Source organism: Mycobacterium sp. DL (genome assembly GCF_039729195.1).
GTDB lineage: Bacteria > Actinomycetota > Actinomycetes > Mycobacteriales > Mycobacteriaceae > Mycobacterium > Mycobacterium hippocampi_A.
Genome location: NZ_CP155796.1, coordinates 5008929 through 5026400 on the forward strand (window position 1 = coordinate 5008929; position 17472 = coordinate 5026400).

General features: G+C 66.7%; 16 protein-coding genes and 2 pseudogenes. 14 read left to right on the forward strand and 4 right to left on the reverse strand.

Translation table 11 applies throughout. From position 1 onward, the window contains the following. Window positions 1-171 precede the first annotated feature (171 nt). Window positions 172-564, forward strand: coding sequence for a nitroreductase/quinone reductase family protein (locus tag ABDC78_RS23960; protein WP_256736359.1), 393 nt, complete (start codon window positions 172-174; stop codon window positions 562-564). Between the two features lie 571 nt (window positions 565-1135). Here the strand turns inward: ABDC78_RS23960 and ABDC78_RS23965 are convergent. Together ABDC78_RS23965 and ABDC78_RS23970 are read right to left on the reverse strand one after the other, a co-directional pair. Next, on the reverse strand, window positions 1136-1267 hold the full coding sequence (locus tag ABDC78_RS23965; protein WP_306172949.1) for an excalibur calcium-binding domain-containing protein: 132 nt from the start codon (window positions 1265-1267) through the stop codon (window positions 1136-1138). Between the two features lie 177 nt (window positions 1268-1444). Beyond that, window positions 1445-1744: pseudogene (locus ABDC78_RS23970) on the reverse strand (hypothetical protein); the annotation flags it as partial. Between ABDC78_RS23970 and ABDC78_RS23975 the strand changes: the two are divergent. From ABDC78_RS23975 to ABDC78_RS24005, 7 genes and pseudogenes are all read left to right on the forward strand, one after another. Continuing rightward, window positions 1654-2883: a tyrosine-type recombinase/integrase gene (locus ABDC78_RS23975; RefSeq protein ID WP_083741738.1), complete on the forward strand. Its 1230-nt coding sequence runs from the start codon at window positions 1654-1656 to the stop codon at window positions 2881-2883. The pseudogene ABDC78_RS23970 and the gene ABDC78_RS23975 overlap by 91 nt on opposite strands. Window positions 2884-2927: 44 nt before the next feature. Next, a complete protein-coding gene (locus tag ABDC78_RS23980) occupies window positions 2928-5285 on the forward strand; it encodes a site-specific integrase (protein ID WP_236950560.1) in 2358 nt (785 codons plus the stop codon). A gap of 179 nt (window positions 5286-5464) precedes the next feature. Further along, window positions 5465-5839, forward strand: a complete 375-nt coding sequence (locus ABDC78_RS23985) for a metalloregulator ArsR/SmtB family transcription factor (RefSeq protein ID WP_083741740.1) — start codon at window positions 5465-5467, stop codon at window positions 5837-5839. Further along, window positions 5836-6885, forward strand: a pseudogene (arsB, locus tag ABDC78_RS23990) (ACR3 family arsenite efflux transporter); the annotation flags it as partial. The gene ABDC78_RS23985 and the pseudogene arsB, both read left to right, overlap by 4 nt. A gap of 70 nt (window positions 6886-6955) precedes the next feature. Continuing rightward, window positions 6956-7627, forward strand: a complete 672-nt coding sequence (locus tag ABDC78_RS23995; protein WP_083741742.1) for an arsenate reductase ArsC — start codon at window positions 6956-6958, stop codon at window positions 7625-7627. Window positions 7628-7629: 2 nt separating this feature from the next. Next, window positions 7630-8049 carry a low molecular weight phosphatase family protein gene (locus ABDC78_RS24000; protein WP_178361168.1) on the forward strand — a complete coding sequence of 140 codons (420 nt, stop codon included), beginning with the start codon at window positions 7630-7632 and terminating at the stop codon, window positions 8047-8049. A 75-nt stretch (window positions 8050-8124) separates the two neighbouring features. Beyond that, window positions 8125-9534, forward strand: a complete 1410-nt coding sequence (locus tag ABDC78_RS24005; protein ID WP_178361169.1) for an FAD-dependent oxidoreductase — start codon at window positions 8125-8127, stop codon at window positions 9532-9534. Window positions 9535-9574: 40 nt separating this feature from the next. Here the strand turns inward: ABDC78_RS24005 and ABDC78_RS24010 are convergent, their stop codons facing one another. Further along, on the reverse strand, window positions 9575-10801 hold the full coding sequence (locus ABDC78_RS24010; RefSeq protein ID WP_178361170.1) for an MFS transporter: 1227 nt from the start codon (window positions 10799-10801) through the stop codon (window positions 9575-9577). After that, the gene (locus ABDC78_RS24015; RefSeq protein ID WP_178361171.1) at window positions 10798-12147 is read right to left on the reverse strand and encodes an NAD(P)-binding domain-containing protein; all 1350 of its coding nucleotides are present in this window, start codon (window positions 12145-12147) and stop codon (window positions 10798-10800) included. The genes ABDC78_RS24010 and ABDC78_RS24015 overlap by 4 nt, the downstream gene beginning before the upstream one ends. A gap of 87 nt (window positions 12148-12234) precedes the next feature. Here ABDC78_RS24015 and ABDC78_RS24020 point away from each other — a divergent pair, with 87 nt between their 5' ends. From ABDC78_RS24020 to ABDC78_RS24045, 6 genes are all read left to right on the forward strand, one after another. Beyond that, window positions 12235-12594, forward strand: coding sequence for a metalloregulator ArsR/SmtB family transcription factor (locus tag ABDC78_RS24020; RefSeq protein WP_178361172.1), 360 nt, complete (start codon window positions 12235-12237; stop codon window positions 12592-12594). Window positions 12595-12618: 24 nt separating this feature from the next. After that, window positions 12619-13401 carry an AraC family transcriptional regulator gene (locus ABDC78_RS24025; protein WP_178361173.1) on the forward strand — a complete coding sequence of 261 codons (783 nt, stop codon included), beginning with the start codon at window positions 12619-12621 and terminating at the stop codon, window positions 13399-13401. Window positions 13402-13448: 47 nt separating this feature from the next. Continuing rightward, window positions 13449-14414 carry a sterol desaturase family protein gene (locus ABDC78_RS24030; RefSeq protein ID WP_178361174.1) on the forward strand — a complete coding sequence of 322 codons (966 nt, stop codon included), beginning with the start codon at window positions 13449-13451 and terminating at the stop codon, window positions 14412-14414. Between the two features lie 17 nt (window positions 14415-14431). Continuing rightward, complete coding sequence (locus ABDC78_RS24035) at window positions 14432-14839, forward strand: metalloregulator ArsR/SmtB family transcription factor (protein ID WP_178361175.1); 408 nt, start codon at window positions 14432-14434, stop codon at window positions 14837-14839. Beyond that, complete coding sequence (locus tag ABDC78_RS24040; protein WP_178361176.1) at window positions 14836-16803, forward strand: heavy metal translocating P-type ATPase; 1968 nt, start codon at window positions 14836-14838, stop codon at window positions 16801-16803. Before ABDC78_RS24035 ends, ABDC78_RS24040 begins: the two co-directional genes overlap by 4 nt. 67 nt (window positions 16804-16870) lie before the next feature. Further along, window positions 16871-17470, forward strand: coding sequence for a cadmium resistance transporter (locus ABDC78_RS24045; RefSeq protein ID WP_178361177.1), 600 nt, complete (start codon window positions 16871-16873; stop codon window positions 17468-17470). The last annotated feature ends 2 nt before the right edge of the window (window positions 17471-17472 follow it).

A 17472-nucleotide genomic window follows, 5' to 3' on the forward strand; every position in this document is an offset into this window, starting at 1 on the left:
GATGATGAGGTGACCGGCCAGGTCGCCATCAACGGGATACCGTGCGTTGACCTCGAGTCGCGAGGGCGATGGAGACGGCGAGTGTGGTGGTGGCTGGGGGGTTTCGTTGCGGCGAGCAAGACGGGCCTGGCTGTGTGGCGAAAAGTTGGGGCGCCCCTCGAGGTACGGTTAATGAATGCCAGCCGCGGGCGCCTGAAGCTCAGTGTCTCCGTTCCGATGGTGGTGCTGACGTCCGTCGGCGCCCGCAGTGGCGAACGCCGCGAAGTACCTCTGTCGTACTTCACCGATAGAGGCGATGTCATTCTGATCGCTTCGAACTACGGCAGCACGCGGCATCCAGCTTGGTATCACAACTTGCGTGCCAACCCGCGGTGCGAGTTGTACATCGGGACTCGTGGTGGCGCGTTTACCGCGAGCGAGGTGGTTGATGGGAAAGACCGGGAACGGCTGTTTGCCCTAGCGGTCGACCGTCTCGCCCGGGTGTTCGCTTTGCATGACAAGCGAAGCGGCGAGTCGCGGAAGATTCCTGTTCTGCGGCTGTCCCCCGCACGCTATAACTCCTAGCGGCCGGATCGAGTTGCGGGTTCGTATTGACAGCGAAGTGGTGAGTTCCGGTTCAATGTGTGGATCTAGGCAGAAGGAGGCGGGCGGGTGTACCCCTGCGTGTGCTGCGGGCACCTCACGATTCCGGAACAGCCCGGTAGCTACTTCATCTGCCCGATCTGCTTCTGGGAAGACGATGTCTCTCAGCTCCGCTGGCCGACTATGAGCGGTGGCGCGAATGATGTGTCGCTTATCGAGGGGCAAGCGAATTTTCGCGAGTTCGGTTCCTGCAAGTTGAGGATGACGGCGCATGTGCGCCCGCCGACAGATGTCGAAATGGTTGAGCCTGGTTGGCGACCCTTGGATCCGAGGCGTGACCGTTTCGAGGCGTGGGGAGTATCACCGGTCGTGGACTGGCCCGATTACGACTGGACCGTGCTCTACTGGTGGCGACCGACGTACTGGAGGCTCGACGCTTAGGTTCGGCGCACGATGCCTGTGCCCCGGATTCGAACTCCTGCCCGTCCGCGACCCGCAACTCGAAATGTGTTGTGACAGGACGGATATGCGGCGTCCTCACATCTGCTCACCGCTACTCGCAGGCGACGCCGTCACCGTCTCCGTCGAGACCTGATCTGTATCCCAGCTGTCCCGCCAGCAGCGGCGCGGCGCCGGCCCTGCGCGCGGCCGCGCAGTTCTCGTAGTAGGCGCTCGAGGAGGGCATCAGCGGTTCATACAGGCCGAGCGGCGGTGCGGTGTCCGCCGTCGGAGGTGCAGCGGGAGAGGCGGATTGGGGTTGGGTGGTGGCCGTAGACGCTGTGTTGCCAAAGCACGGTGGACCCCACAAACCGCGGCCGGCATCTCTGGCTTCGCTCTCAGCGGCCTGGATCGAGTTGTGTCGACTCACGGGTACGCCGTCGTAGACGTACGACCGGGCTGTGCCGGCGCGGGCCGCTTCGACGGAGTAGTCCCAGCCATCGGCTCGCACAAGGTAGGCCAGAGTCCTGTTAACTGCAGTTCGGATAGGCACGCTGCGAGGATACGCAGGGGGGCTTTGTCGGTCCGGCTGTTTAATCTCGGCAGCGTTGAGGTTTTGAACCGGGGGTTGCAATGGATGACGAAGCCGAGTTACGAGCTGTCGCGGGTCTCGACGTTCCGAAGGTCGGCGCGGTTCAGCGCGGAGAGTCGGGCTCGTTGCCATGGCGTTTGGTCGATGGATCGGGTGCAGGAGTCGTCCATGTCAATCTGTGGCTTGCCGATCTCGACGCTTGCGACAACTCGGCGGCGACGCTTCGCGCCTATGCGTATGACCTGCTGAGCTGGACTCGCTTCCTTGACGCAGTGCAGGTTTGCTGGGTTAGTGCGACGCGAAGTGAAGTGCGTGATTGGGTTCGGTGGTACCGGGGTCGGGCGAATCCTCAACGTCGCCGTGGATCGAGCCCGGAGAGTCACCGGCCCGCGCCGGGCTCTGTAAATGAGCGGACCGGTAAGCCCTACCTTGACTCGTCCTACGCTCGTTCGTCGATCAATCGCCGGCTGTCGGCGCTTAGCAGCTTCTACCAGTTCGCTCTCGAGGCGGATATGGGGCCGTTGATCAACCCGGTTCCGAAATCGCGTCGGGATATCAGTCGAGTTGATGCACATCGCCAACATTTCGACGGTCCGCTCCGACATGAGCAGAAGCGCGCGCCGTATCGGCAGAAGGTGGCTGAGCGAGCGCCACGCGCGCTCAGCGTGGACCTCTACGAGGAGGTGTTCACCTCGCTGAGAACCAATCGGGACCGTGCCGTTGTGGCTACCGCAATCTCTTCGGGCTTACGAGCCAGTGAGTTGCTCAGCATGCGGCGGGGTTTGCTTCACGCGGCGGACCAGACCGCGGAGATCATTCCGAAGGGCGGCAATGGAAGTCGTGTACTCGTTCGCATCAGTCCAACCGCCTTTCTTTGGATTGCCCGATATTTGGCCGAGCGCCCGGTGGGGCCTCCAGACGAGCCGGTATGGATGACGGTCCGCGGTTGCCGACGACCGCTGACGTACTGGGCCATGCGACAAGTCCTCGAGCGCAGCAACGCGCTGCTGGGCTCCAATGTGACCATGCACGACTTCCGCCACACTTTCTGCATGCGGCTCGCGCAAGACGAGAACATGACAATCGCGGAGATGCAGGAGCTGATGCGCCACGCGTCGATCGCCAGCACGACCCGTTACCTGCGGCCCAGCCTCACCGAACTCATCGACAAACTCGACCAGCACTGGCACAAGCCCCCCTCGCCTCCACCCGCGCCAGCGAAGGGCTACGCGGCAGAAGACCTCCAGGTGCTCTTCGGTCGGACCTTCTGATGCCGCGGGTCCTCACGCGTGCACAGTCACTGGCGAGTTCGTCTGTGTTCGCCAACCATCCAGTCGAAGTGTTGCCGCCGTTATCGCCGATGGCCAAGGACCACCCGTGGTTCGGAAACACCGCCACCGCCGTTGAACGCGAGCGCATCATTGCCTCGGGGGTTCCGCTGGTAATGGCGCGGATGAGTGCAAAATACCGCAGCGAGGCGGAAGCCCGCAGCGGCGCCCAGCTCTGGCTGAGCCGGCTGTTGGACTGGTTGGACGGCTACGCCGGCGATAGCTATCAAGACCGTTGGAAGGCCAGCGATTCCGACAACCAGCCGAAAGCCTGGTGTCCCGCCCTATCGACGGGTTCATACACGCGGCTCGGAGCGCGGCTGTCAATCAACGCCCTCATTCTCCTGGGCGTGATTCGCCCAGGCTACGACTGGCTGATCGAGAACAAGCAGGCCCGTTTCTACCGCGACTGGACAACCACCCACGAACCCGCCGTGTGGGATCGCTACTTCGCCGCTGCGGAGCACGAGGGCGCACCCGAACTGAAGACGTGGCGAACCGTCACCCACCTTGTGCGCATCAGCATCGTCAACGGACTGCCAGTCACCGAGTTACAGAGCCAGCACGTGTTGGGCTACCGAAAGTTTCTGACCTCAACCGGCAGGACGCCGGGCGATCTTCACGCCATGTGGCATTACGGACGCCGCGGCGGGCTGTTCGCCGGTGAAGCCGACGATCTGCGGCGCTACCTGATAGCCAAACGCCTCAACCCCACCGAACTGGTCGACCGCTTCGACGTGCGAGCCCCCAGCGTTCGCAGGCTCTTGATTGCCTACCTTGCTGAAATCGCCGCCGGCCAGGACTACGCCAGCCTCGACGGAACAAGCCGAAACCTGGTGAAGCTGTTCTGGAAGCCGATCGAAGACGCCAATCCCGGCATCGACACAATCAGCCTGACCAAAGCCCAGGCAACCGCATGGAAGGAGTGGTTGCGCACCAAACCAGACGGAACACCGCGCCGCCACGCAGAGAGCATTCTGGGAGCGGTCCGCAGCTTCTACCTCGATGTGGCCGCCTGGGCCCACGAGGATCCCTCCACCTGGGCGCATTGGGCTGTCTCGTGTCCGGTCAGCATCCGCGACGTCCGAGGGCAACAGAAGCGCCGGGCCCAGCGGGCACACCGCATGCAAGCACGCACCCGCACCCTCGCACCGCACATCGATGCACTCGTCGCCGCGGCCCGAGCGGCCTACCTGCAAGCCGTCGAGTTGCGAGACGCAGCCAAGACCGCGCCGGTCGGAGAACCCTTCTCCGTGCAGGGGAACACTTACATCAAGCACGCCCCGCGCAAACGCCCCGATCGGGTGCGCATCAACACCCTGCGAGATGGGGCAGAGACACGAGTCGACCTGCAGTACAACGTTACCCGCGCATTCATGACGTGGACCATCATCGAAATTCTGCGCCACACCGGCATCCGGATCGAAGAGATGCTCGAACTGACGCATTTGAGCATTAAGCAGTACCGCAAGCCCGATGGCACCGTCATTCCGCTCCTGCAGATCGCACCTAGCAAGACCGATCAAGAGCGGATATTTCCCTGCAGCCCGGAGTTGACGACTACGTTGGCGCGACTGGTGGACTTTGTCAGCATCGACAGCCGGGTCCCGCTGTGCTGCCGTATCGACACGCAGGAGCGCCAGGTATCCGCGCCGCTGCCGCATCTGATCCAGATCCGCGAGGGCGGACGTTCCCGCGTAATCAACCAGTGCACAGTCCGAAAATGGCTGTCGGAGTTAGCCAACAGCATGACCTTAGCGGGCGCCGATGGTGCCGCACTCTGTTTCACGCCCCATGATTTCCGTCGGATCTTCATCACCGACATCGTGAACTCTGGCTTTCCCATTCATCTGGCAGCACGGATCGTGGGTCACAACAACATCGAGGTCACCCGTGGATACACGGCGGTGTACCAGAAAGATGTCTTCGAAGCGTACGACCGCTTCATTGACAACCGCAGACAGGCGCGACCCTCCGCCGAATATCGTGAGCCCACACAAGCCGAATGGGACGATTTCATCGAGCACTTCGGCCAGCGCCGGATCGCGCTCGGCAACTGCCACCGTCCCTACGGATCTGACTGCAGCCATGAACATGCTTGCCTCCGGTGCGATTTCTGCGAGGTCGAACCGTCCCAAGCGGCGAGGCTCAACGCGATTCGCGACAACCTTCGAGCCCAGGTCGACGAAGCCCAGAAGAATCGGTGGCTGGGCGACGTCAACCAGCTACGCATCACCATCGAGCACGCCGACCGCAAGGCGGCCAGACTGGCCGCCCTCACCGAGGCGGACCCCATGCTGCTGGCGCCGCACGTCCTGACGACCACCGACGCTCCGTCCCTCTGAGCGCTGTCGTCCGGACTGATGACAGACAGATCATCAGCTCGGCCCGGTCGAATGAGACTCAAAGACTCCCGGCGAAGTCTGGGCCGTCGACGTGCTCCGAGTGAGGTATCAAGCGATCGTCCCGCGAGTTCACCAGTTGTTTGGTTGCGTCTTGATTTGATGACTGTCAATATCGACGTATGTCGAATCAAGACGGTGGTGGGGCGGACGCCTGCTGCATCACCCCGCCGCTGCTGCGTGAGCCGCTGACGGAGCTGGCCGCTACCGAAATGGCCAAGAAGTTGAAGGCGCTGGCCGATCCGGTGCGGTTGCGGCTGTTCAGCGCCATTGCCAGCCATTCCGGTGGTGAGGCGTGCGTCTGTGACATTTCCGGTGGCATTGACGTTTCCCAGCCCACGGTGTCACATCACCTCAAGGTGCTGCGCGACGCTGGCCTGTTGACCTCGCAGCGTCGGGCGTCGTGGGTGTATTACGCCGTGGTCCCCGAAGCGCTTCGTGACCTCTCGGCGCTGCTGGATCTCAACGCGGCAGCGCTGGCAGGGGTGACGGTATGACCGACACCGTGGCCTCGGGTTCTTCAACACCGGTCGTCGCAAAACTGTCTACCCTGGACCGGTTCCTGCCGGTGTGGATCGGCATCGCGATGGTCGCCGGTCTGCTGCTGGGGCGCTGGATCCCGGGTCTGAACACCGCGCTGGAAAGCGTGCAGCTTGACGGTATTTCGTTGCCGATCGCGCTGGGCCTGCTGATCATGATGTATCCGGTGTTGGCCAAGGTGCGTTATGACCGCCTCGACACCGTGACCGGTGACCGCAAACTGCTGCTGAGCTCGTTGTTCTTGAACTGGGTGTTCGGCCCGGCGCTGATGTTCGCCCTGGCCTGGCTGATGCTGCCGGACCTACCCGAATACCGCACGGGCCTCATCATCGTGGGTCTCGCCAGATGCATCGCCATGGTCATCATCTGGAATGACCTGGCCTGCGGAGACCGCGAAGCCGCCGCCGTCCTGGTCGCGCTGAACTCGATATTCCAGGTCATCATGTTCGCCGTCCTGGGCTGGTTCTACCTGTCCGTCCTACCGGGGTGGCTCGGTCTGGAACAGACCACCATCGACACCTCGCCGTGGCAGATCGCCAAGTCGGTGCTCATCTTCCTCGGCATCCCGCTGCTGGCCGGCTACCTCTCGCGCCGACTCGGCGAGAAGGCTAGGGGTCGCGACTGGTACGAGTCGACATTCCTGCCAAAGATCGGGCCGTGGGCCCTGTACGGGCTGCTGTTCACCATCGTGATCCTCTTTGCGCTGCAAGGTGACCAGATCACCAGCCAGCCGCTGGACGTGGTACGCATCGCGCTGCCGTTGCTGGTGTACTTCGCGATCATGTGGGGCGGGGGTTACTTGCTGGGTGCGGCGATCGGGCTGGGTTATCAGCGGACCACCACCCTGGCGTTCACCGCGGCGGGCAACAACTTTGAGCTGGCCATCGCGGTTGCCATCGCCACCTACGGCGCCACCTCCGGACAAGCCCTAGCCGGAGTCGTCGGCCCGCTCATCGAGGTCCCGGTGCTGGTGGCGCTGGTTTATGTGTCGTTGGCGCTGCGCCGCCGCTTCGCCGACCAGTCCACCGCTACCGATGCAGTTCCCCCCGTCGCGACAAAGGAGTCGTAGCACCATGTCTGACAGTCCTGCCGCCCTGCGCCCACACCGCGACCTGTCCATCGATCAACGACACGCACTCACCACCGCGGCCACCCGCCTGGAACGTGACTTCGGCGACAGCTTTGGTGTCGAGACCATTGAACGGTTCCTGCACACCTCCTACGACCAGTTCGCCGGCCGCGCAACGGTCCCGAACTTCCTGCCCCTGCTGGCCGAACGGTTCGCCCGCCAACGCCTGCACGCCTTGGCCCGGGTCGAAGGCAAGATCAGCGACGGCAAACCCACCGTGCTGTTCCTGTGCACCCACAACGCCGGTCGGTCTCAGATGGCGTTGGGGTTCTTCACCCACTTCGCCGGTGACGGCGCGGTGGCGTGGTCGGGTGGTTCTGAGCCCGGCGATGCCATCAACCCGGCCGCCGTCGCCGCGATGGCCGAAGTCGGAATCGACATCACCGGCGAGTTCCCCAAGCCCTGGACCGACGAGATCGTCCAAGCCGCCGACGTGGTGATCACCATGGGCTGCGGGGATGCCTGCCCGATCTTCCCCGGCAAGCGCTACGAGAACTGGGAGCTGCCCGACCCCGCCGGCCAGGACGTCGACGCGGTCCGTCCCATCCGCGACGACCTCGAAGAACGCGTCCGCCGGCTCCTGACTGAACTCCACGTCACCGCACGCCAAGGATGACCATGGCCGTATCCAGTACGCCCTCAGTGCTGTTCGTCTGCGTCAAGAACGGCGGCAAGTCGCAAATGGCCGCCGGGCTCATGCGCCAGATCGCCGGTGACTCCGTGACCGTGCACTCAGCCGGCACCCAACCCGGCAGTGCGGTCAACGACTTGTCTGCCCAAGCACTACTCGAGGTGGGCGTCGACATCACCGGCGAAAAGCCCAAGCCGGTTGACTACGAGCTGGCCCGTGACGTCGACTTGGTGGTGACCCTGGGCCGGGAAGCGCGACTCGATCCGCTGCCCGGCACACGGGTGCAGAACTGGGACACCGACGAACCCTCCGAACGCGGCATCGACGGCCTCGAACGCATGCGCCTGGTCCGCGACGACATCACCGCCCGCGTGCACCGCCTGCACACCACACTCACCGGCGCCTGACACCACCCCGCTCTCACGCCGCGCCGCGGCCTGCACCCCACCGTCAACCACTCGACACATCGAGGAGTCCTCGTCATGCCCGCACGCCACATCGTCGCCATCGGCGGCAGCGACGCCGGAATCAGCGCCGCCCTGCGCATCCGGGAACTCGACCCCGGCACCGAGGTCACCGTGGTCGTCGCCGACGCCTACCCCAACTTCTCCATCTGCGGCATCCCCTACTACGTCTCCGGGGAAGTCACCCACTGGACCAACCTGGCGCACCGCACCGCCGATGACCTGGCCGCCACCGGCATGCGCGTGCTCACCGACACCCGCGCCACCCGGATCAACGTCGCCGAGCACACCCTCGACGTCCTCGACCCCACCGGCGCACCGACGGAACTGTCCTATGACGCCCTGATCGTGGGGACCGGCGCCGTCAGCGCCCGACCACCGATCGACGGGCTCACCGGACCGGACGCGCTCGGCCCGAAAGACGGTGTGCACCTGCTGCATTCGATGGGCGACACCTTCGCCGTGATGGACTCCCTGACCCAGCGTGACCCCAAGACGGCGGTCATCATCGGCGCCGGTTACATCGGCCTGGAGATGGCCGAAGGGCTCACCATGCGCGGTATCGCCGTCACTCAGATCGAGGCGCTGCCCGAAGTGCTGCCGACGGTCGACCCCGAGCTGGGCGCCCTGGTCCACGACGAGCTGGAACGCCACGGCGTGCGGGTCCTCACCAACACCACCGTCTCCGCGGTTACCCGCACCGCCACCGGAGCGCTGACCGTGACCGCCCACCGTGACGGCGAAACACTGCAGCAGACAGTCGATTTCGTTCTGGTGGTGGTCGGTGTGCGACCCGATGTGGAGCTGGCCGCCGATGCCGGGGCCGAACTCGGGATCAAGGGCGCCATTGCCGTGGACGAGGCGATGCGCACCAACCTGCCCGATGTGTTCGCCGCAGGGGACTGCGTGCAGACCCACCACCGCCTCCTCGGCCTGACGTGGCTGCCGCTGGGCACCACCGCCCACAAGCAGGGCCGGGTGGCCGGGGAGAACGCCCTGGGCGGCTCAGCGCGGTACGCCGGCAGCCTGGGCACCCAGGTCGTCAAGGTCTTCGACCTGGTGGCCGCCCGCACCGGCCTGCGTGACCACGAAGTCCTCGCCGCGGACCGCGGCTGGACACCGGTCACCACCACGGCCACCCCCGATGACCACAAGGCCTACTATCCGGGCGCCACCCCGATTCACATCCGGATCACCGGCGACGAACACACCGGCCGGCTGCTGGGCGCCCAGCTCGTCGGGCACCGCAGCGCCGAGGTCTCCAAGCGGGTCGACACCTACGCCGCCGCGCTGTTTCACGAGATGAGCGTCGAGGGCTTCTCCGAGCTGGACCTGTCCTACACCCCACCGCTCGGATCGCCCTGGGACGCCACCCAAATGGCCACCCAGACCTGGGCCCGACACCTGCGAGCCGAAGCATTCAGCTGATCGTCGGGCAGCAACCGATCAGCCCGCGAGCCGACAACGGTCAGACCCGGACGATCGGCGCGGGGGTCGCGACGCGCGGCCTGCTGGCCGCCGCCAGCAGTGCCCCCGCCGCCGCGATCGCACCGAGGGCGAGGAACATCGCGGCGTACCCGCCGAGCAGGCTGGCCAGTGCCGCGCCGACGAACGGGCCGATGGCGGTGGCGATCATGATCGGGGCGTTCAGGAAGGCGCTGAGGTGGCCGTAATGGGTGGCGCCCCAGCGTTCGGTGACCGCGGTGGCCTGCAGCAGCGTCATGATGCCGCGCATCACTCCCGCCCCGATCGCGACCGCCACCAACACCGCGTAGGAGCTGAACACTCCGAGCAGCGCCGTGGTGGCCGCGACACCGGCCATGATGAGCACCGTGCGCGCCACGACACCGACGGAACGCACCAGGGTGCGGTAGCCCAGGCGGCCCAGCACCTGGCCGGCGCCGCCCAGGCCGAGTGCGACCGCGGCGGCGCCGGTGCTGATGCCGCGTTGGCTCATCAACGGCACCAGGTTCGCGATCACCGCATACGAGGCCAGCCCGGCCAGCGCGAACGCCGCCACCAGCGCCAGGAACGGCCCGCTGCGCGCCGTGCGGCCCGGCGCCTCGACGTGCTGGTGCGAGCCCGTGAGCGGCGGCCACGGCCGCCGCAACCCGACGACGTGCGCCGGGATGGTGATCACCGCCAGCACCACGGCCAGCACCAGATAGGTGTGCCGCCAACTCATCTGCGCGGACAGCGCGGCGGTCACCGGTGCGAACACGGTGCTGGCGAACCCCGCCACCAACGTCAGCACCGTCAGGGCGCGTACCGCGTCGGTGCCGAAGAACCGGGTCAGCGCCGCGAACGCGGGTGCGTAGAACACCGCGCTCATCGCCACCCCGGCCAGCACCCACGCCGCGACGAACCAGCCGTAGTCGGGTGCCGTCACGACCGCCACCACCGAGAACACCCCGAGAACCGAGCCGGCGGTCATGATCCAGCGCGGACCCACCCGGTCCAACCACCGCCCGACCGGGATGCCCACCACCGCCGACGTCACCAGCCCGGCGGAGAACGCCGCGGTCACCGCCGGCGCCGACCACCCGGTGTCCGTGCTGATCCGCTCCGAGAGCACCGTGAAGGCGTAGTAGAGCACGCCCCAGCTGGTGATCTCGGTGACGCACAACGTCACCAGCACCCAGCGCAACCCGTGCCGGGCCGCACTGGGTGCCGCAGGAGAATCCGCTTGGGTCATCCGCCAACGGGGTTCAGCGCCAACGACAACGGTTGCAGTGACACCGGCTGTGATGCCGGGGCGGACCCGCAGCAGCCGCCGCCGGCGTTCTCGCCCTCGGGGCTGTCGAACAGCCCGGCCCCGTTGCACACCCCGGTGTCGGGCAGGGTGAGCTCGACCCGGCGAGCGGCTTCGTGGTCACCGGCCAGTTCGGCGGCGATGCTGCGGACCTGCTCGTAGCCGGTCATCGCCAAGAACGTCGGCGCCCGTCCGTAGGACTTCATGCCCACGATGTACAGATTCGGCTCCGGGTGGGCCAACTCGGCGGCACCGTGGGGTGCCACGCTGCCGCAGGAGTGCATGTTCGGGTCGATCGAGGCGGCCAGGTTGACCGGGGCCTGCAGGATCGGGTCCAGCTCGATGCGCATCTCCGACAGGAACGACAGGTCGGGCCGGAACCCGGTCAGCACCACCACGTGATCAGCCGGCGCCAACGTGCGCCCGTCCTCGGCGGTCACCACCGCGCGACCGTCCACCAGATCAATGCGTTCGGTGCGGAACCCGGTCGCCAGGGCCACCCGTCCCGCCTCGACGGCTTCCCTGGAGCGCACACCCAGCGCGCCGCGCTCGGGGAGTTCGTCGGCCGTACCACCGCCGAAGGTGTCGCCGGTGACCCCGCGGCGCAGCACCCACGTCACCGTCGTCGACGGGTCCGTGCGCACCACCTCGCCGAGCTGGATCACCGCGGTCATCGCCGAATGCCCGCTACCGACCACCACCACATGCCTGCCCGCCAGCGCGGAAGCCTGCGCCAGCGTCGGAGGAACGTAGCTCAACACCCCGGCGGCCGCTGCCGCACGCTCACCGATCGCCGGAACACCATCAGCGCCAGCGGGATTGGGCTGACCCCAAGTGCCCGAGGCGTCGATGACGGCCTGGGCCTGCACCCGGCACTGCGTGCCGTCGGCGTTGCTCACGTGCACCACGAACGGTGTCTCCGCCCGGCCCGGTGTGACCAGCCGATCCCGGCCCAGCCGCGACACCGCCTCCACCCGTGCGCCGTACCGGACCCGTGCGCCCAGGACGTCGGACAGCGGCGCCAGATAGTCGTCGATCCACTCCCGACCGGTCGGGAACCCGGACTCGTGGGCGGTCCACCCGGTCGGTTCCAGCAGCGCGGCGGCGGCGGGGTCCACCAGCTCGGGCCACGGGGAGAACGTGCGCACGTGCGCCCACTGCTCGACCGCCGCCCCTGGACCGCTGCCGGCCTCCAGCACCAACGGGGTCAGACCACGCTCGGACAGGTGCGCGGCGGCCGCCAACCCCAGCGGTCCGGCCCCGATCACTACGACGGGCAGCTCCGACATCCTCGACTCCTCTCATCGACGTTCTTCGATGAGACCGATGGTGCGTGACGCATCGACGTTTGTCAATGCGTGTGTCATCATGGGGACATGGCTACCGCGACCACTGCGTTGACCTCAAGAGACGTGGCCGCCTGCTGCTCACCGCTGACCGGCGGTGTCCTGGACACCCCGGCCGCCGAACGTCTCGCCTCGGTGTTCAAGGCCCTGGCCGACCCCGCGCGGGTCAAACTGGTGTCCCTGATTGCCGCATCGGCCGGTGGGGAGGCGTGCATCTGCGACCTCACCGAACCACTCGGCTTGAGCCAGCCCACGGTGTCGCACCACATGAAACTGCTCGTCGACACCGGCCTCGTCAGCCGAGACCAACGCGGCAAATGGGCCTACTACCGCGTCAACCCCGAGGCGCTCAACCGCGTCGCCGCCGCGGTGTCGACCCATTCGGCGTAACCCGACCAATCCGGCCCATCGCTCGTGACGACAAACAGGTCTGGCACTGAACCCACCGCTGGACCGCGCTGGGGCGGATCGGCGTTGTTGCGTCCGGGGGTGTTGGCCTTCACCGGATCAATTGGCAGCACCGATGCCCATGCCCATCACGCTGTGCAGGTCATGTCGGCCACGACGGTGTTGGCGGTGCTCGACGACCACGGCACCCGGTATCGCGGCTCGAAGGTGGTCGTGCCCGCCGACGCCGAGCATCGGATCGAGGTCGGCGCGCAGGAGGGGACGGTGGTGTTCTTGGAGCCGGAGTCCGCGCCGGGACGGGCCGCGCACCTGCGGGCCGTGCGCTGCGGGTGGGCGGTCACTCCCAGCTTCGCCTCCACCCGGCGACGCCCGCTTGCCGCCGTGGTTGATGAGCTGGTCGCACACCTGGCGCCGGCCGCGGCCGCACATGGTGACGTCGCGACGCGTCACCCGGCGGTCGACGACGCGTTGCGGCTGCTGCCCGAACTGACGGCGGACGGCCCGGTCAGCGGAACGGAATTGGCTGCGCAAGTGGGGGTTTCGGTGAGCCGATTGACTCATCTGTTCACCGAGCAGGTCGGCATCCCGCTACGCCGGTATGTGTTGTGGACGCGGCTGCGGATCGCAATCACCCGGGTGCAGGCCGGGGATGACCTCACCGGCGCCGCCCATGGTGCGGGGTTCGCCGACAGCGCGCATCTGAGTCGCACCACCCGCGAGATGTTCGGCCTGGCGCCTTCGGTGCTGAGCCGGCATGTGTCATGGGACCTCGACGCGGGCAGCGGGTAGCCGAAACGTTCAAGCCCCACACCGGGCAGGGCGCCGACCATCAACGCATGAGCGCGACTTCCTCGACATCGACCCGCACCCCGATTCGGATGGTGGCCCGCTACGGGTACGTGCCGTTCATGCTGATCGGCCTCAATGGCGTCGGCATCGCACTGGCCTCCTCCGGAGCCCCCAAGGTCTGGTTGCTCGTGGTGTTGGCGGTCGCGATCGTGACGGCGTTCCTGGTCGAGCGAATCATTCCCTATGACTCCGAGTGGAACCACGACCGCGCCGACAGCACCCGCGACCGCATTCACGTCGCGGTCAACGAAACCCTCATCCTGGCCAGCGTCGCCGCCATCCCACTCCTGGCGGCGATCGTGCCCGCACCCCACTTGTGGCCGCAGCACTGGCCGTTCGTCGCCCAGGTCCTCACCGCGATTCTGGTCGCCGACGTCGGCATTACCGTCGTGCACCTGGCCAGCCACAAGGTCGGCCTGCTGTGGCGCTTCCACGCGGTGCATCACAGCATCACCCGCTTCTACGGCCTCAACGGCTTGATGAAACACCCGTTGCACCAAACCGTCGAGATGGCCGCTGGCGTCGCCCCGCTGATCCTGATCGGCCTTCCGGTCAACGTCGCCTCAGCGTTGGCGCTGGCGGTTGCCATTCAGCTGCTGCTGCAACACTCCAACGCCGACTACCGCATCGGCCCCGCAAAGTACGTGCTTGCCCTCAATGAAGGCCATCGCTTCCATCACCTCAAATGGGCCGGCGTCGGCGATGTCAACTTCGGACTGTTCACCTTGATCTGGGATCACCTGATGCGCACCTACTCCTATGACCCGGCTCGCCGCTTCGACTCCACCCAGCTCGGCATGGCCGCCAAACCCGACTACCCCAGCGACTACCTGCACCAGATGATCTATCCGTTCACCCGCGGCGGGGGTTGCGCGCTGAAGTCCACGACCGCGACGCCGCACGGCGATGCGCCGACATCGGCCTCCGACCCGGCCTCGAAGTATCGCTGCTGACCGGTTATCATCGATGAATGACGATGAATAAGGCGGATGGTTGCCTCGCCGACACGACGTCGGGGGAATCGAATCTCGATGCCGCGGTAGCGCTGTTTCACAGTCTGTCCGACTCGGCCCGGTTGGCAATCGTGCGCCGCCTGGCCGACGGGGAGGCCCGCGTGGTCGACCTGATCGGGGAGCTGGGCCTGGCGCAGTCCACGGTGTCGGCGCATGTGGCGTGTCTGCGGGACTGCGGGCTGGTGACCGGTCGCCCCGAAGGTCGGCAGGTGTTCTACTCGCTGACCCACCCCGAGCTGCTCGACCTGCTGGCCTCGGCCGAGACGCTGTTGGCCGCCACCGGCAATGCCGTCGCCTTGTGCCCCAACTACGGAAACCGTTCGCGCACCGACGCGACAACTGATGCCCAGGAGACTGACCGATGAGCGATGCGTGCGGCTGCGGCAACGACGAACCCCGCAGCGCCGACGAGCAGGAACATGAGCCCGAACGGCTCTGGCAGATCAAGGAAATGCAGTTCGCCGCCCTCTCAGGGATTTTCCTGCTGGCGGGGGTGATTGCGGGATTCATGAACGCCGCTGAACCGGTGGTCCTCACGCTGCAAGCGGTGGCGTTGTTGGCCGGCGCCTACACCTTCGTGCCGTCCACCCTCAGGCGGCTGGCCAAGGGCAAGATCGGGGTGGGCACGCTGATGACCGTCGCCGCGGTAGGTGCGGTGATCCTCGGCGAGGTCGGTGAGGCCGCGATGCTGGCCTTCCTGTTCTCCATCAGCGAGGGACTGGAGGAGTACTCGCTGGCGCGCACGCGCCGCGGTCTGCGTGCGCTGTTGTCACTGGTGCCTGATGAGGCCACGGTGCTGCGTGACGGCGCCGAAATAACTGTTGCGCCTGCCGATTTGCGGATCGGTGACCGGATGCTGGTCAAGCCCGGTGAACGGGTCGCGACCGACGGCATCGTCCGCCAGGGCCGCACCGCACTCGATGTCTCGGCCATCACCGGGGAGTCGGTGCCCGTCGAAGCCGGGCCCGGTGATGAGGTGTACGCCGGGTCGATCAACGGCACCGGGGTGCTGGAGGTGGAGGTCAGCACCACCGCCGAGGACAACTCGCTGGCCCGCATCGTGCGCATCGTGGAAGCCGAGCAGTCCCGCAAAGGCGCCTCCCAGCGCCTGGCTGATCGCATCGCCAAACCGCTGGTGCCCGGAATCATGATTGCCGCGGCGCTGATCGCGGGGATCGGCAGCCTGCTCGGTGATCCGACCTTATGGATTGAACGCGCCCTGGTGGTGCTGGTCGCTGCCTCACCGTGCGCGTTGGCGATCTCGGTGCCGGTAACCGTGGTGGCCGCCATCGGCGCCGCCAGCAAGCTGGGCGCCCTGGTCAAAGGCGGTGCGGCGCTGGAGGGGTTGGGCAAGATCCGCGGCGTCGCCCTGGACAAGACCGGCACACTGACCGCGAACCGGCCCACCGTCATCGAGGTGGCCACCAGCAGCGGCGCCACCCGCGAGCAGGTACTGGGTGTGGCCGCGGCGCTGGAGGCGCGCAGCGAACACCCGCTGGCCGCGGCGATCCTCGCCGCCGCCCCCGGCGTTGTCCCCGCGACTGACGTCGAAGCCGTCACCGGTGCCGGGCTCACCGGACGCCGCGATGGGCGCACCATCCGGCTGGGTCGACCGGGCTGGCTGGAGCCCGGGCCGCTGGCCGGTGACGTCGCGCGGATGCAGCGGGCCGGCGCCACTGCGGTCCTCGTCGAAGACGACGGGCAGCTGATCGGCGCGATCGCGGTGCGCGATGAACTGCGGCCCGAGGCCGCCGAAGTGGTCGCCCAACTGCGCCGCGACGGCTACCACGTGGCGATGCTCACCGGCGACAACCACGCCACCGCCACCGCATTGGCCCACGATGTCGGGATCGAGGCCGTGCACGCCGAGCTACGCCCCGAAGACAAAGCCCGACTGATCGAACAGCTGCGCGCCCAGCGTCCCACGGCGATGGTCGGCGATGGCGTCAACGACGCTCCCGCGCTGGCGACCGCCGACCTGGGTATCGCGATGGGTGCGATGGGCACCGACGTGGCCATCGAAACCGCCGACGTCGCGTTGATGGGTGAAGACCTGCGCCACCTGCCTCAAGCGTTCCGCCACGCACGCCGGGCCCGGCGGATCATGCTGCAAAACGTCGCCCTGTCTTTGGGTTTGATCATCGCGCTGGTGCCGCTGGCACTGTTCGGTGTACTTGGTCTGGCCGCCGTGGTGCTCGTCCATGAACTCGCCGAGATCGTGGTCATCGCCAACGGTGTACGGGCCGGGCGCACCACACCCCTGGCCCCCGCGCCGGTCGATCCAGCCGCCAGTCCCACCAGCACAGCACCGGTAGGCGCGCCGTCATGACCGCCGGCCACACCGGCGTTACAGCTGGTGGGCAGGCGAAAGCGGCTGCAGACATGGGGCCAGGGGCATGATCTTGTCCTCCGTTCTGCCCGCCATCGGCCTGTTCATCGTCACCAACATCGACGACATCATCGTGCTCTCGCTGTTTTTCGCCCGCGGCGCGGGACAACGGGGGACAACGGCGCGGATCACCGCGGGGCAATACCTGGGATTCGCCGGGATTCTGGGCGCGGCGGTGCTCGTGACGCTGGGCGCGGGCGCGTTCTTGCCCCCGGAGGTCATTCCGTACTTCGGGCTCATCCCCCTGGCCCTGGGACTGTGGGCGGCCTGGCAAGCGTGGCGGGGCAACGGCGATGACGACGACGACGGCAAAGTTGCGGGCAAGAACGTTGGTGTCTTGACCGTCGCCGCAGTCACTTTCGCCAATGGCGGAGACAACATCGGGGTCTACGTTCCGGTCTTTTTGAGCGTGGGACCTGCCGCCGTAGTGGCCTACTGCATCGTCTTCCTCGCCCTCGTCGCGGTCCTCGTCCTCGCCGCTAAATTCGTCGCCACCCGCCGGCCCGTCGCCGAAGTCCTGGAACGCTGGGAACACGTCCTCTTCCCGATCGTGTTGATCGGTCTCGGCATTTTCATCCTGGTCCACGGTCTCGCCTTTGAGAACTAAGC

Excerpts from the sequence above, each read along its gene's own strand:
- ABDC78_RS23960 (WP_256736359.1), top strand. The coding sequence starts at position 172 with ATGAATGCCAGCCGCGGGCGCCTGAAGCTCAGTGTCTCCGTTCCGATG.
- ABDC78_RS23965 (WP_306172949.1), bottom strand. The coding sequence starts at position 1,267 with ATGCCCTCCTCGAGCGCCTACTACGAGAACTGCGCGGCCGCGCGCAGG.
- ABDC78_RS23975 (WP_083741738.1), top strand. The coding sequence starts at position 1,654 with ATGGATGACGAAGCCGAGTTACGAGCTGTCGCGGGTCTCGACGTTCCG.
- ABDC78_RS23985 (WP_083741740.1), top strand. The coding sequence starts at position 5,465 with ATGTCGAATCAAGACGGTGGTGGGGCGGACGCCTGCTGCATCACCCCG.
- ABDC78_RS23995 (WP_083741742.1), top strand. The coding sequence starts at position 6,956 with ATGTCTGACAGTCCTGCCGCCCTGCGCCCACACCGCGACCTGTCCATC.
- ABDC78_RS24000 (WP_178361168.1), top strand. The coding sequence starts at position 7,630 with ATGGCCGTATCCAGTACGCCCTCAGTGCTGTTCGTCTGCGTCAAGAAC.
- ABDC78_RS24005 (WP_178361169.1), top strand. The coding sequence starts at position 8,125 with ATGCCCGCACGCCACATCGTCGCCATCGGCGGCAGCGACGCCGGAATC.
- ABDC78_RS24010 (WP_178361170.1), bottom strand. The coding sequence starts at position 10,801 with ATGACCCAAGCGGATTCTCCTGCGGCACCCAGTGCGGCCCGGCACGGG.
- ABDC78_RS24015 (WP_178361171.1), bottom strand. The coding sequence starts at position 12,147 with ATGTCGGAGCTGCCCGTCGTAGTGATCGGGGCCGGACCGCTGGGGTTG.
- ABDC78_RS24020 (WP_178361172.1), top strand. The coding sequence starts at position 12,235 with ATGGCTACCGCGACCACTGCGTTGACCTCAAGAGACGTGGCCGCCTGC.
- ABDC78_RS24030 (WP_178361174.1), top strand. The coding sequence starts at position 13,449 with ATGAGCGCGACTTCCTCGACATCGACCCGCACCCCGATTCGGATGGTG.
- ABDC78_RS24035 (WP_178361175.1), top strand. The coding sequence starts at position 14,432 with ATGACGATGAATAAGGCGGATGGTTGCCTCGCCGACACGACGTCGGGG.
- ABDC78_RS24040 (WP_178361176.1), top strand. The coding sequence starts at position 14,836 with ATGAGCGATGCGTGCGGCTGCGGCAACGACGAACCCCGCAGCGCCGAC.
- ABDC78_RS24045 (WP_178361177.1), top strand. The coding sequence starts at position 16,871 with ATGATCTTGTCCTCCGTTCTGCCCGCCATCGGCCTGTTCATCGTCACC.